13 protein-coding genes and 1 pseudogene are annotated in these 13,625 nt (G+C 35.0%); all 14 read left to right on the plus strand.

The window, feature by feature from the left end; translation table 11 throughout:
- Positions 1 to 33 precede the first annotated feature (33 nt).
- Positions 34 to 750 (plus strand): metallophosphoesterase, encoded by a 717-nt coding sequence (locus ACZ41W_RS13000; protein ID WP_464312413.1) that lies wholly within the window; start codon positions 34 to 36, stop codon positions 748 to 750.
- Between the two features lie 19 nt (positions 751 to 769).
- Entirely contained in the window at positions 770 to 1,312 is a 543-nt protein-coding gene (locus ACZ41W_RS13005; protein ID WP_464312414.1) for a DUF6648 family protein, read from the plus strand.
- A 14-nt stretch (positions 1,313 to 1,326) separates the two neighbouring features.
- A complete protein-coding gene (locus ACZ41W_RS13010) occupies positions 1,327 to 1,743 on the plus strand; it encodes a thioesterase family protein (protein ID WP_464312415.1) in 417 nt (138 codons plus the stop codon).
- 131 nt (positions 1,744 to 1,874) lie between these two features.
- On the plus strand, positions 1,875 to 2,561 hold the full coding sequence (locus ACZ41W_RS13015; protein ID WP_464312416.1) for an HAD family hydrolase: 687 nt from the start codon (positions 1,875 to 1,877) through the stop codon (positions 2,559 to 2,561).
- A gap of 174 nt (positions 2,562 to 2,735) precedes the next feature.
- Complete coding sequence (gene rlmD, locus ACZ41W_RS13020) at positions 2,736 to 4,109, plus strand: 23S rRNA (uracil(1939)-C(5))-methyltransferase RlmD (protein WP_464312417.1); 1,374 nt, start codon at positions 2,736 to 2,738, stop codon at positions 4,107 to 4,109.
- 372 nt (positions 4,110 to 4,481) lie between these two features.
- Positions 4,482 to 5,225 (plus strand): DUF6577 family protein, encoded by a 744-nt coding sequence (locus tag ACZ41W_RS13025; RefSeq protein ID WP_464312418.1) that lies wholly within the window; start codon positions 4,482 to 4,484, stop codon positions 5,223 to 5,225.
- Between the two features lie 9 nt (positions 5,226 to 5,234).
- A complete protein-coding gene (locus tag ACZ41W_RS13030) occupies positions 5,235 to 6,302 on the plus strand; it encodes a nucleotidyl transferase AbiEii/AbiGii toxin family protein (protein WP_464312419.1) in 1,068 nt (355 codons plus the stop codon).
- A gap of 279 nt (positions 6,303 to 6,581) precedes the next feature.
- Positions 6,582 to 7,535, plus strand: a complete 954-nt coding sequence (locus tag ACZ41W_RS13035) for a helix-turn-helix transcriptional regulator (protein ID WP_464312420.1) — start codon at positions 6,582 to 6,584, stop codon at positions 7,533 to 7,535.
- Between the two features lie 69 nt (positions 7,536 to 7,604).
- A complete protein-coding gene (locus tag ACZ41W_RS13040) occupies positions 7,605 to 8,288 on the plus strand; it encodes a hypothetical protein (RefSeq protein WP_464312421.1) in 684 nt (227 codons plus the stop codon).
- Positions 8,289 to 8,311: 23 nt separating this feature from the next.
- Complete coding sequence (locus ACZ41W_RS13045) at positions 8,312 to 10,048, plus strand: hypothetical protein (protein ID WP_464312422.1); 1,737 nt, start codon at positions 8,312 to 8,314, stop codon at positions 10,046 to 10,048.
- Positions 10,041 to 10,961 carry a type I CRISPR-associated protein Cas7 gene (locus ACZ41W_RS13050; protein ID WP_464312423.1) on the plus strand — a complete coding sequence of 307 codons (921 nt, stop codon included), beginning with the start codon at positions 10,041 to 10,043 and terminating at the stop codon, positions 10,959 to 10,961. The genes ACZ41W_RS13045 and ACZ41W_RS13050 overlap by 8 nt, the downstream gene beginning before the upstream one ends.
- Positions 10,962 to 10,963: 2 nt before the next feature.
- Positions 10,964 to 11,065 (plus strand): annotated as a pseudogene (locus tag ACZ41W_RS13055) (type I-B CRISPR-associated protein Cas5b); the annotation flags it as partial.
- Positions 11,066 to 11,225: 160 nt separating this feature from the next.
- A complete protein-coding gene (gene istA / locus ACZ41W_RS13060; protein WP_464311844.1) occupies positions 11,226 to 12,773 on the plus strand; it encodes an IS21 family transposase in 1,548 nt (515 codons plus the stop codon).
- Positions 12,763 to 13,539 (plus strand): IS21-like element helper ATPase IstB, encoded by a 777-nt coding sequence (istB, locus tag ACZ41W_RS13065; protein WP_464311843.1) that lies wholly within the window; start codon positions 12,763 to 12,765, stop codon positions 13,537 to 13,539. Before istA ends, istB begins: the two co-directional genes overlap by 11 nt.
- Positions 13,540 to 13,625 lie beyond the last annotated feature (86 nt).

The following is a 13,625-nucleotide window of genomic DNA, read 5'->3' on the forward strand; positions in this document are numbered from 1 at the left end:
GCTGTGAACGACAATAGATGAGAAAGGTGATATATGGCATTATTTGTGATTGGAGATTTACATCTGGGATTTAGTTCGGATAAACCAATGGAAGTATTTGGTGCACATTGGGAATCTCATTTTGACAAAATAAAAGCAGATTGGACTGAGCAGGTAACGGAGCATGATACGGTAATCATCCCTGGTGATAGTTCATGGGCGATGACATTTCCGCATGCGAAAGCAGATCTCGATTGGATTGATGCGCTACCGGGTCGAAAGCTGATATTTAAAGGAAATCATGATTTGTGGTGGGTATCTAAAGCAAAGATGTCTGCGGCATATGAACATCTTTCTTTTATTCATAATGGTTTTGATGTCTATACACATAAGTGTGAAGAGACGGGCGAGACAAAAGAGATCGCCATCTGTGGAACGCGAGGATGGTTATGTCCAGGGGAAGAATTTACGCCTGAAGATGAAAAAGTCTATAAGAGAGAACTCTTGAGACTTGAAAATTCCATCAAAATGGCACTGGATGCAGGATTTACAGAAATAATCGGTGTATTACATTATCCACCTACAAATGAACGAAAAGAAGCTTCGGGATTTACCGAAATTTTTGAAAAATATCATGTGAAACAAGTGGTTTACGGACATGTACATGGTAAACCCAATTTTAAGAATGCCATTAATGGCAAATTTAGAGGGATTGATTACTTTTTGACGTCTTGTGATTTTTTAGACTTCAAACTGCTAAAACTCCTGTGAGATTAGAAAGGCGAGTCCATTGAAAGATTTAAATCAAGATCAGATTAGAACGTTGTGCGATAAACGGTTAGAGCTTATTAGCAAGTTAGAAATAGGTGAGATCTCCAAGGAAGCATTTATTATTGAGAATTATGAAATGATGGCACCTTATCAAAAAGTGAGTTTTGACGTGACCTCCATTGAAGAAGGTGTGATTAAGTATCATTACTTTAACACCATGGCGAAAAAACGCATGATTGATGCAGATGCTTATGAATTTCGAGATCCTAGAACGTACACGTATCTAAAAAATCGAGCGTATGATTATTATTTAAAAAAAGATAAAATCAGCTTAAATATGCTTGAGTTTGTGGATTATAAGGGCGTTGAATCCTATTTTATTCACATGAATTCAAGAACCCTCGAAGGACAGATTTACGAAATAAGGTTTAGTGACTACGAAAAAGTGGTATTACATTCAAAAGACCGTAAAATTCTCTATAAACTCAAAGAAGCCAATTGCTTTATTGAAGAGAGAATGGCGTCGGTGATTGAGGAGTATGTGAACACTAAAATTTATTAAAAGGGGGCATTTCAATGACGGCTTATGACAATATTCACGTTGGCTTGACACTGACTTTGCAAAAGAAAGTGGAGCATGAAGACACATCCTTAAATTATGGCAGTGGTAAAATTGAAAATTTACTCGCAACACCAAGATTGGTTGCTTTTATGATTGAAGCTAGTTCAAGACTCATAGACCCTCTCTTACCAGAAGGCGTCGTATCCGTGGGTCATCATGTGGAAGTGGAGCATTTTAAACCGACCATGTTAGGTTCAACGGTTAGTGTAGAAGTGAAATTGGTTCGCATTGAATGTGGCAAATACATCTTATCTATGAGAGCTTATGATGAATTTGGTCAAATCGGAACAGGTCTTCATACACGCTCGATTATCCCACTTAGAAAACTTGAAGAAATCGCTGAAAAACGCGAACATGAATTTGAAGGTTGATAAATAAACCAAATAATGTGCATTTTTATGGAAAATGTATTCTTAGATGAATTGTTTCATTAGGCCAATGGTTGACTTAAATTGGAACTTGAAGAATGAAGAATGAAGAATGAAGATTGGAGATAGATAAAATGACATCTGAAGTGAATAAGCAGCCGATTCATTCGAACGAAATTTTTAAAGATATAAAAGCCATCATCTTTGATTTAGATGGGACCTTGGTGGATTCAATGTGGATTTGGAAGCAAATTGACATTGATTTTTTAACCAAACGCGGCATACAGCTTCCAGATGATCTGACTAAAGACATTGAAGGCATGAGCTTTAGAGAAACCGCGAATTATTTTAAGACGAGATTTAGTATGACTGAATCGGTGGAAGCCATTCAAGCGGAATGGAACGATATGGCGAAAGCGCTCTATCGAGATAAAATTCAGCTGAAAGATAGCGTACGACCTCTTATCGAGTATGCCAATGCCCACGATATCAAGATGGGGATCGGCACCAGTAATTCAAGAGAGCTCCTTACAGAAGTCATCAATGCTCATGAGATTCATCACTATTTTGAATCCATGCGCACCTCTTGTGAAGTGGATAAAGGGAAGCCAAGTCCCGATATCTTTTTGAAAGTGGCCGATGATTTGGGAATCCGTCCTGAAAATTGTTTGGTATTTGAAGATACACATGCGGGGGTTCTTGCAGCGAAAAATGCAGGTATGAGAGTCATCGCAGTTTATGATGAACTTTCTGAGCCGTATATGGATCAAATTAAAGAGGATGCAGAACTGTTTATTTATAGTTTTAAAGAGATTTTGTAGAGATTGTATATTAAATTTTGTAAGTATAGACTATGGTGCAATTTTATAGTGTAGTTTACTTATCCATTTTAAGTATGTACAGAGCGAATCACGTGTTGGGTTTGAAGATCCAATGATGGGAACGTCTGTACGATTTGAAGTGGATAATATTTTGTTATCGGAAAGGAAATCGGTTTGAAAAAAGGACAAGAAATCTCATTAAGAATTGAAAAGATGAAATATCCGAATTTCGGAATTGGCTATTATGAAGATCAACCTGTGCGTGTAAAGAGTGCGCTTAAAGGTCAACTTTTACAGGTGCGCGTGAGTAAAAAAAGAGGCGATCGAGTGGAAGCTCGTTTGCTCGAAGTGATTGAACGCGCTGAATACGAGCAAGCATCGTTCTGTGAACACTTTGAAAAATGCGGCGGCTGCATGCTTCAGACGTTTAACTATGAGAATCAACTTAAAGTGAAACTCGACATGGTGAAGAACTTGTTCCATGAAGCGCATATGATGCATAAAATCGAGACGATTATTCCAAGCCCAGAGCATTTTGAATACCGAAATAAAATGGAATTTTCCTTTGGAGATGAATTTAAGGATGGACCACTCACGTTGGGGATGCATAAAAAAGGGCACCATCACGATGTGGTGGATGTGCCATGTTGCCATCTGATGGATGAAGATTACCGCATTGTTTTGCGTGAAATACTGGCTTATGCCAAGGCAAAAGGACTTTTAAAATACAACAAACGTTCAAATGAAGGATTTCTCCGTCACTTGGTGGTGCGAAAAGCGAAAGCAACCGGCGAAATCATGATAGCACTGTCTGCGACGACACAACCGTGTGACGCTGAAGGCAATGCATTTGATCAAGAAGATTTCAAGAAATTGATCCTAAGTCTTCCGTTGACGGGGAAAGTGGAAAGCCTCCTTTATGTGAAGAACGATGGCCTTGGAGATGTTGTAGCAGGCGAGATTTGTATCTTGCATGGCCGTGATTATATCGTCGAAAAACTCTTTGATTTAACGTTTAAAGTGACGCTTTATTCTTTTTTTCAGACAAATACGTATGGGGCTGAAAAACTCTATCAAACAGCGCTTGATCAGATTCCTGAAATCGACGGAAAGGTGTGTTTTGACCTATTTAGTGGTACAGGTACCATCGGTCAGATCATGGCGAAGCGCGCCAAAAAAGTAGTTTCCATCGAATGGGTGGAAGATGCAGTGGTGGCAGCGAGGGAAAATGCAGCGCTCAATGGCATTACCAACTGCGAGTTCATCTGCGGAGATGTCTTTGAAAAACTATCTGAAGTGACAGAAAAACCAGAGGTTATCGTAGTGGATCCACCGCGAAGTGGCATGGGCGAGAAGACCACTCGTGCCGTTGCAGCTTATGGCATCCCAGAGATCATCTATGTCTCATGTAATCCGTCTACATTATTAGACGATTTGTTGGTATTTGGAAGCTGCGGATATACAACGGATGAAATCACACTTGTTGATATGTTCCCTTGGACGGGGGGAGTGGAGTGTGTGGTGAAGTTACAAAAGAAATCCGTGTAGAAATGGGCTTATTTATAGAATTTGTTATCTTTTGGACACAGGATACAAAATGCAATTTATAGATGAAATTGAATAATGTAGTCAAGACATTTAGGGATGCCATATAACGGGTATCCTTTTTCTATTTCAAAAATAAAAATCTTTGTTAAAAGAAGGATAAAGAGCGAAATATGATAAAGAGTGAATTAAAATCAAACAAACCGGAAAAATCTAAATATTTTCCGGTTTGTTTGATTTCTAAATGTACATTTTAAATCTTTAAAACATATAGATAAACTTGTTGTAAATAAACGTTTGTGCTATAATTAACTGTACCAAACAAACCGGAAAATAAAAATATAATTCCGGTTTGTTTGAAATCGGAGGAGATTTATGAGCGACATGAAGTTGATGACGGACGGTATTATTAAGCAATTTGGATATGGAAACCCTTTTTCATCAAAAGAACTTTTTGAATTTTACAGAATACATGAGGCGGATCTAAATGAAAATACATTTAGATGGCGCATTTATGCACTAAAAAAAGTGGGGCTATTAAGCAGTGTCAAAAGAGGCGTGTATGTTTTAGATCATAGAAAAAAATATCACCCTGAGTTATCACGAAGCACAAAGATGCAATACAACATAATCAATAATAGATTTCCATATATAGAAATGAGTGTTTGGCAGACATCGTGGTTAGATAATTTTATGAATCATCAGATTTACAACGCATTTACAATATTTGAAGTCGATAAAGAAGTGGTGCATTCAGTCTATAACGTACTGAAAGAAAAGAAGGATAATGTCTTCATGAATCCGACGGAGAAAGATGTAGAAAATTATATTCTGAGTGAAAATGCGATTATCATCAGGCCATTAGTAAAAGAAGCACCAGTGCAGGAAATTGGTAAATTCAAAGTAGCAAAATTGGAGAAAATACTTGTCGATCTTTTTTTTGACAAAATACTATTAACAGCTTATCAAGGGCATGAAATGAAGAACATCTTTAAGCAAGCGTTTAACTCCTATGAAGTTAATCTTACAACGCTTTATAGGTATGCACGTAATCGTGGTATAAAAGACAAAATTGAAAAGTATGTTCAAGATGAGATCGGTATACGTCAGGACGCATAAGGAGAGGTCATGATCGATAGAAAAACATTTACACGAGAGTGGATTGAAGATAGAAGTAATCATTTCAAAAAAGGCAAATCTAAAGGCAACAGTGAATTGATTGAAAAAGAAATCCATGCGTTATATTTATTAGAAAAACTCGTTTCTAGTGGAATCAATCTGATATTCAAGGGTGGAACTTCGCTTGTCCTTCTTTTAGAAGAGGTACATAGATTTTCTATTGATATAGATATAATTCTTCCAAATGATATAGGTTTGGATACATTGTTAGATGCAATCATAAATGATAATTTTGTATTCCAAAGAGTCGAAAAAAACGAACGAAGGAATACAAACGGTATACCTAAAGCCCATTACAAATTTTACTTTACATCCATTTTAGACAATACTGAAAAATATATCCTTTTAGATATTCTTTTTGAAGAAAATCCATACGAAGAATTGGTAACTCAGCCAATTGAGAGTGCATTTTTAATATCAAGTGGTGAACCTGTAAACGTTGTGATGCCATCGATAAACTGTATCTTAGGCGATAAACTAACGGCATTTGCACCTAAAACGACAGGGATTCCATATGGCACAGATAAAGAACTGGAAATCATCAAGCAGTTGTTTGATGTTAGCAATTTATTTGATCGAAGTTCAAATTGGGGGCATGTAAAAGAAACATTTAATCGAATTGCACAAAATGAGTTGAACTATCGAGGTTTGACTGATGTCACAATCCAGGATGTACTGAATGATATTTATGATACATCTTTTGTCATTGCGATGAGAGGTGCACACAAGGAAGAAGAATTTAAACAATTAGAACTTGGCGTAAAGCGGGTGAAAAGTCATATTTTTTCTAAAAATTTTATTATTGAAGATGCATTATTATGTGCATCAAAAGCGGCGTATTGCTCTGTACTTTTGACGCATAAAGATGTTGCCATCGAAAAGTTTGATGCCTCAATCGATTTGAGTAAAGATAAAATCGATATAGATGGATTTACAAAGTATTTTACAACCATTAAAAAGATTACCCCAGAAGGATTCTTCTACTGGAAGAAGGCAATAGATCGGAAAAGTAAATAAAGATAGTTAAGCACTTGATTGAAGGTTCCATTCAACAGGTGCTTTTTCTATATAAAAAAACAAAATAGGAGGAACGTGAATGGCTTTTATGAAATTAATGTGATGTTTACAATAATTACAAACAAAGTACTTGAAGTTCAGCTTCTGATTATAATTTATATCATAATAATTAGAACTATTCTTTTTGAATCTTAAAGGGTATACTGTAATTAGAACTGGTAAAATATAATTATTAGATGACTATAATAAAAAAATCATTTTATTGAAGAGGTATATACTATGTCTAAGGCATCTAAAATTCAAAAATTGCTTGATTATCTTCAAAATAGACAACAAGCATCGCGTGAAGAATTGGCAAATTACTTAAATGTGGATAAAAAAACAATTACGAGCTATATTAATGACATAAATGCAGATCATCATTATTACATACACTCTGAGACCGGGAAATATGGGGGATACACATTAACAAATTATGACACGAAAATTAAAATAGATGATAGTGAACTCAATGCGCTACGCATTGCAAAGGAAGTTATTGAAAAAACGAGACCGGAAATATCTTTAGAGCTTAATGAATTGTGTGATAAGATTCAAAATATATATAATAAGCAGACGCAAGAAAAAAAGCCGCTGCCAAATGATTATTTCAAATCAGCACACGGACAAAATGTACATACGATTGAAGACCGAAAAAAAGAAACAAAACTTAATAAGGCTATAAACGAAAAACGAAAGATTCAAATTTTATATAGTGATGTCTATAAAAATGTGAAAGATCGTATGGTTGATCCGTATGAAATTGTTGGTTTTAAAGGAAGTACTTATTTAGTAGCTCATTGCCACCTCAGAGGAGAAGTAAGAATTTTCAAACTGAGTAGAATTGAAGATGTAAAATATACTGAAAGTATTTATGAAGAAAATAAAACGTATGACTTGTCGCAGATTATGGCATCAACTTTGGGCATTCATATTGGAACACAATTAAATGTAAAACTGAAAATAAGTTCGCCATTTGATGTCATTATAAGCGAAAAACAATGGGTTGATCATCAAAATATCACTCGAATAGATGAGAGGACAGTGCTGTTTGAGGGGATTATTTCTGATGATGATGAAACCATTACTTGGTTGTTGAGTTTAAAAGATTGTGTTGAAATCATTGAACCGTCAAATTTGAAAAAACACTATTTAGAAACAGTGAAAAAAATTTATAATAAGAATTTTACTTAAACCCGTTTTTTGTAACTAATGCAAGATAAACTTAAATCACAGAGGATGATTTAGAATAGGAGGTAAAAGGTGGAATACGATGAAATTGTAGTAACTGTTTTATTAAAGAGGGATATTGCATTGAATCAGGTAGGGGAAAAGCAAGGTGAGTTGATTAAGTGTGTCATGCATAAATCAGGTTATCTTTCAGAACTTCATGCATCAAAAGAAGTAAAACTCTTCTGTTTTGATTATCTTTATCCGAGAGCTGAAAACAAAATGTTTCTAGAGAATCGAGTATACTATTTTAAACTAAGAACACCTGTAAAAGAAACGGCATTTGAGTTTGCTCGTGTATTAAGTGATTTTGTAAATGAAGATTTTTTAATCGTAGCTTCGCAACGAAAACAAAAAGTATTTAATTTTAAAACTGAATTGTATACGTCGACACCGACAGTATGTACACTTGGTAAACGTTATTGGACTAGAGAATTAGGGCTAGATGTAATTGAAGAAAAAATTGAGAAAAATTTAGTGACAAAATTTAAAGTTTACTATGGAGACATACCGAAAATAGAGCATGGATTCATTAATTATGTTCAGGTTAAAAATACAAAACCAATTGCTTTAAGATATAAAAAAGGCCAAATGGTAGGTAATAAATTTTTGATTGGATTTGGAACAGATGAAACTTCGTTAAAAATGGCGTATTTAGCGTATACGACCTCGATACTTGAAAAATCAGCTAGTTTAGGAAGTGGATTCTGTATTTAGATATTTGAGAGGAGGTGAAATAAGTGCTTGCAAATTTATTAGAAGGCTTTAAATTATCTTATGAACAGTATGGAGATGATTTCATCAGCGATCAACATAAACTGGATGCGGGTTTGTATATTTGTATTAAACCAGATGGTACGCTAACATCACACATAATTGAAAAAAGTAAAGATGAAATACCGATTGATGAAGCTTATAAATGGTTTCAAAGAAGAGATTTTATATCTAAATACCTTGAGTCAAATAAAGCAATTCAAACAGAACCTAGAAAACTTATTCACAGTAATAACTATTTAACCTGGTTTGTTAAGAAAGACACTTTAATAGGCACAGATAAAACACTAGCAAGAGACCAAGTTATAAGTTTAAGTGCAAGTTATTTTCAAAGTCTGATTGGTGAGAAATTAAATAACGAAAGCGTACAAAAGATGTTGGTTGGTGATTTCAATGAAACAGCATATATCTATTGTCGTGATTTCATATGTCAAAATTATGAATTAATAGAATCAGAAGTTTTAGAGTATAATGAAAAATTCACTTTTTATGTTAAAGTATTCTTTGATTTTGAATATGAGCTGTATCAAAGAGAAAGTAACCGCTACCTGTATCACAAAATTTTTAATAGTGATGTGTACAATATTGATGTTGACGGTCATATCTATGGTTTATCAAACTTCAACATGGGATTAAATACTAAAAAACCCTACTTAGAACATAAAACGATGAAGCGAAATACGCCATATATGGTTTCATTAGAAGATGCTCTATTAGGATATAAATACAGTTTGTATCTAAAAAATCATGGATATGGCACACGATTTCAGATTATGGGAGAAATGTTGCAAGGGCAGTTAAATTCTAATCTTCAAAACAGCATGGAGAGTCAAAACTTAATTTACTTAGAACAAGATAATGGCAGTGTAGTCATTAAAGATTATGATATTATTCCAGTTTATGACGTGCGATCCGATTATAAAACAGAAAATCATTTAGCAGTTGTAAGAAAAGATATTGAAACAGGCATTGTTAAAATTAAGTCATATGAACAATTACTTTTCGGCAATAAAAGTAACCTAGAAACAGCAGTTGATAAATTTCTTTTTCTAGGACAACTGACGCGAAATTATTTTGTTGAAGGTAAAGAAATCAAACCGAGCAAGTTTATAACTAAAATTCAAATTGAATTACTATTACAATCAAGAAATTTGCTTTTTGACTATTTTTATAAAGGGATTGAGCATAATTTGAATGTATTTATAGAGAAATATGGATTTTTTTTAGTAATAGAAGCACTCAAAAAAGATAAAGGTGTAGATGCCTTTAATGTATATTATTCTATTAAAAAATTCTGTAAAGGGGAGGAACAAGTGAATACAATTCAAATGTATAGGGAACAAGTTAAAACTCTAATAGAGGGTGAAGAAGAGCAGTACTTAGAAAATTCAGAAGTATATTCGTTTGCTGCTGGGCAACTTGCTTACTATTTGCTATCAAGATCAGGAGCAAGTAAAAAAAATCATGATGTTATTGAATCATTTTTAAACCGAAAAACAGTGGCTCAATTAAACGAGGAATTAACATATTGGTTTAAGCGATATGCGCATGATATTGGGATGAATTTTAAAAAATTTAACCGTCTATATGCGGCTTTACTTGCATATGACAAAAAAGATTCAAAAGTTGATGACGCTTTTTTATCAGGATATCTATCAAATAATTTACTATACGAAAAAAGGGAGGTACTAGAAAATGAATAGACGAGTATATGGATTGATTAGGGTTTCAAGTATTATGTCAAATTGGAATGCCGATTTTACTGGTAGACCTAAATCAACATCAAAAGGAGAAATTTTTGGTAGTGATAAAGCACTTAAGTATCCAATGAAAGTAAAATGGGATTCTGAAGGTGAAAAAGTACTTTACATTAAATCATTTAAGGAGTTAAAAGGGAATGTTTCTCCAAGGTCTTTATCAGAGCGTTATGAATATATATTTAATGAAAAAGTATCAAAAGATAATAATGTGGTATTAAAAAATCTTTTTTCTTGTCTGGATGTTCTAAATTTTGGGGCGACATTTGCAGAAGAAAAATCAAATTTTTCAATTACTGGAGCAGTCCAAATTGGGCAAGGTTTTAATCTTTATGATGACACAAGGGTAGAGGTTCAAGACATTTTATCACCATTTAGAAATTCAAAAAATGAAGATGCAGGGAACTCTTCACTAGGAACAAAAATAACATCAGATGAAGCGCACTATTGCTATCCATTTACAGTGAATCCTAATAATTATAGAAATTATGTTGAGATTATTGATGGTTTCGAAGGCTATACTAATGATGCTTATAAAAAATTCAAAGAAGCATCAAGAATTTGTGCAACCGCATTTGCAACGAATAGTAAATTTGGATGTGACAACGAATACGCAATCTTTGTTGAACTTAATGAGGCATCTAACAAATCACTTCCTATACTTACTCCTTATGTGACATTTGAAAAAGATAATGATACAAATTTTCTTAATGTTACTAAGTTAATGGCATTTTTATCAGAGGTTGAAGAGATTGAAGCGATAGAAGTTTATTATAACCCAGCATTAATTCAAATTGTTGATGACAGTACAAACCAAAATTATCGAAAATATCACATTATCACTGAGAAAGAAGTTTAAGTATGAAAACACTATGTTTTGAACTTTCAGGGAAGACAGCACATTTTAAAAGACCAGATGTTAATACCTATGCGTATTTTACGTATGGCCATATTCATAAAATTGAATAATCCGCACTAAATTGATCCACCTGTCCGATATAATTGAGCCATCATTCCGTTTTAGATTGAGCCACCATTCCGTTGTGTGAGCCATTTGAAATAAAACCTTTATACTGTAATCATACATCCAAAAGATGTAAATACATGTAAAGGAGGTCATTTAATGACCGATTATAATGAAATTCTGAGACTTAAAAGTCTTGGGTTTAGTGAGCGAAATATTGCGCTCAGCTGTTCTTGTTCGCGCAACACAGTCGCAAAAATAGTTAAAAAAGCGACCGAATTAGGTGTCCAGTGGACAAAGAGTAACACAAGAACCAACCATGAGTGGCAAACATTACTTTTCCCTGCTCAGAAAGAGCCTCATGGCAAGCGCCAACCCAACTATGCGTACATCCGAGGCGAACTGCTTAAAAACGGTGTAAGCAAGAAGTTGCTTTGGGCTGAGTACATGGAAGAATGCAGACTTAGCGGTGAAACACCACTCATGTACTCTCAGTTTTGTCGTTACCTTCAAGAGGATGAACAAAAGCGTCGTGCAACTATGCATATTAGTCGAAAACCTGGAGAACAAGTCGAGGTAGATTGGGCTGGTGATCCAGCCAAAATAATTGATCCCGATACCGGCGAAGTCATAGATGCATATCTTTTTGTTAGTGTCATGACTTATAGTCAATACGCGTATGTTGAAGCCTTCATCAATGAAAAGCAACGTGCTTGGATAACGGCCCATGTTCATATGTACAACTACTTTGGTGGTGTTACTAAGATTCTAGTTCCAGATAATTGCAAAACAGCGGTAGTTCACACCAAAGATTGGTACACGCCAAAACTCAATGCCACGTATCATGAAATGGCTGAACATTATGGTACTGCAATCATTCCAGCAAGGGTTAGAAAACCGAAAGACAAAGCAAATGTCGAGGGTACCGTTGGTAACATTTCTACTTGGATTACAGCTGCTTTAAGAAATGAACAGTTCTTCACTTTAGTGGAACTCAATGCTGCGATTAAAGAAAAACTTGAGATTTTTAACTCAAAGGATTTCCAAAAGAAAGAAGGCAGCAGGTGGAGTCTCTTCCACTACGAAGAGTTGCCTTTCCTAAGCCCACTACCCACTACCTCTTACGAACTGGCAGACTGGAAACAAGCCACCGTTCAGTTTAATTATCACATATCTTTGGATGGAATGCTATATTCCGTTCCGTATGAGTATATCAAACGTAAAGTAGATGTGCGGGTAACAGATAGAGTCATCGAAATCTTTTACAATCATAACCGTATTGCCTCCCACAAGCGACTTTATGGACGCAAGGGTCAATACAGTACCATCTTGGAGCATATGCCTCTAGATCATCAAAAGTATCTTGAATGGAATGGCGATCGCTTTAGAAAATGGGCCGAACAAATTGGCACACATACACATAAAGTTATCAGCGCTATTCTTGCCTCCAGTCGCGTGGAGCAACAAACCTATAAAAGCTGCATGGGATTACTCAGGCTAGCCGAGAGACATTCTGAAGAAAGCCTTGAAGCAGCTTGTGAAAAAGCTTTGAGTTATACTTCGAGTCCAAGTTACAAGAGTATCAAAAATATTCTTGCCGCTAGGATACTTGATAAGCCAAAGCCTATACCTGAGCAGATCGTAAAGAACAAATTCGGTGTAACACGCGGATCTAACTACTATGGAGGTAAAAATAATGATAAATAATTCGACTATTGATAAACTTATAGAAATGCGATTAACCGCAATGGCAGATGCTTATCGTCAACAAATTACCGATCCTCAAATGAAAGATATTGATTTTGAAGATCGTATTGGAATGATGGTTGATATTGAGTACACAAGAAGGAAAAATAATCGACTGTATCGTTTGATAAAAAATGCAGAGTTTGAACAACCCGGCGCAAGTATCGTAGATATTAATTATTCCTCAGGTCGAAAAATCAACAAAGACTTGATTAAACGTCTTGCAACTTGTGAGTATATAGCTGAATTTAGAAATATATTTATAACAGGTGCGACTGGAAGTGGCAAAACATATCTTGCTAATGCTTTTGGCATGGAAGCCTGTAAACATAAGTTTAAAACACAATATGTGCGACTTCCTGACTTACTTCTTGATCTTGAACATTCAAGAAACGAAGGTACCTATAAAAAAGTAATGGCAAAATATTCTAATCCTTTGCTGCTGATTATTGATGAATGGTTGCTATTAAAACCTACAGCTACGGAAGCAAAAGACATATTTGAACTTTTGCACAGAAGAAGAAAACACTCATCTACAATCTTCTGTTCACAATACCGACACGAAGGTTGGTATGATCAACTTGGTGGAGATGATTCACCTTTAGCAGATGCAATACTAGATCGCATCGTACATGATTCATACAAGATAAACATCGAAAGTGTAGATCCTACAAAAGATTTATCCATGCGAGAAGTCTATGGTCTAGATAAACGATTAAGCGAATAACTAAAAACTCGCTGGTGGCTCAATGGTTCCGGACAAGTGGCTCACGCCACACCGGAACTGAGGCTCCACCGAATAGGAATATTCAA

It is taken from the genome of Fusibacter fontis (assembly GCF_055378735.1).

Coding starts and splice junctions, on each gene's coding strand:
- ACZ41W_RS13000 (WP_464312413.1), top strand. CDS start 34: ATGGCATTATTTGTGATTGGAGATTTACATCTGGGATTTAGTTCGGAT.
- ACZ41W_RS13010 (WP_464312415.1), top strand. CDS start 1,327: ATGACGGCTTATGACAATATTCACGTTGGCTTGACACTGACTTTGCAA.
- ACZ41W_RS13015 (WP_464312416.1), top strand. CDS start 1,875: ATGACATCTGAAGTGAATAAGCAGCCGATTCATTCGAACGAAATTTTT.
- ACZ41W_RS13025 (WP_464312418.1), top strand. CDS start 4,482: ATGAGCGACATGAAGTTGATGACGGACGGTATTATTAAGCAATTTGGA.
- ACZ41W_RS13030 (WP_464312419.1), top strand. CDS start 5,235: ATGATCGATAGAAAAACATTTACACGAGAGTGGATTGAAGATAGAAGT.
- ACZ41W_RS13035 (WP_464312420.1), top strand. CDS start 6,582: ATGTCTAAGGCATCTAAAATTCAAAAATTGCTTGATTATCTTCAAAAT.
- ACZ41W_RS13050 (WP_464312423.1), top strand. CDS start 10,041: ATGAATAGACGAGTATATGGATTGATTAGGGTTTCAAGTATTATGTCA.
- istA (WP_464311844.1), top strand. CDS start 11,226: ATGACCGATTATAATGAAATTCTGAGACTTAAAAGTCTTGGGTTTAGT.
- istB (WP_464311843.1), top strand. CDS start 12,763: ATGATAAATAATTCGACTATTGATAAACTTATAGAAATGCGATTAACC.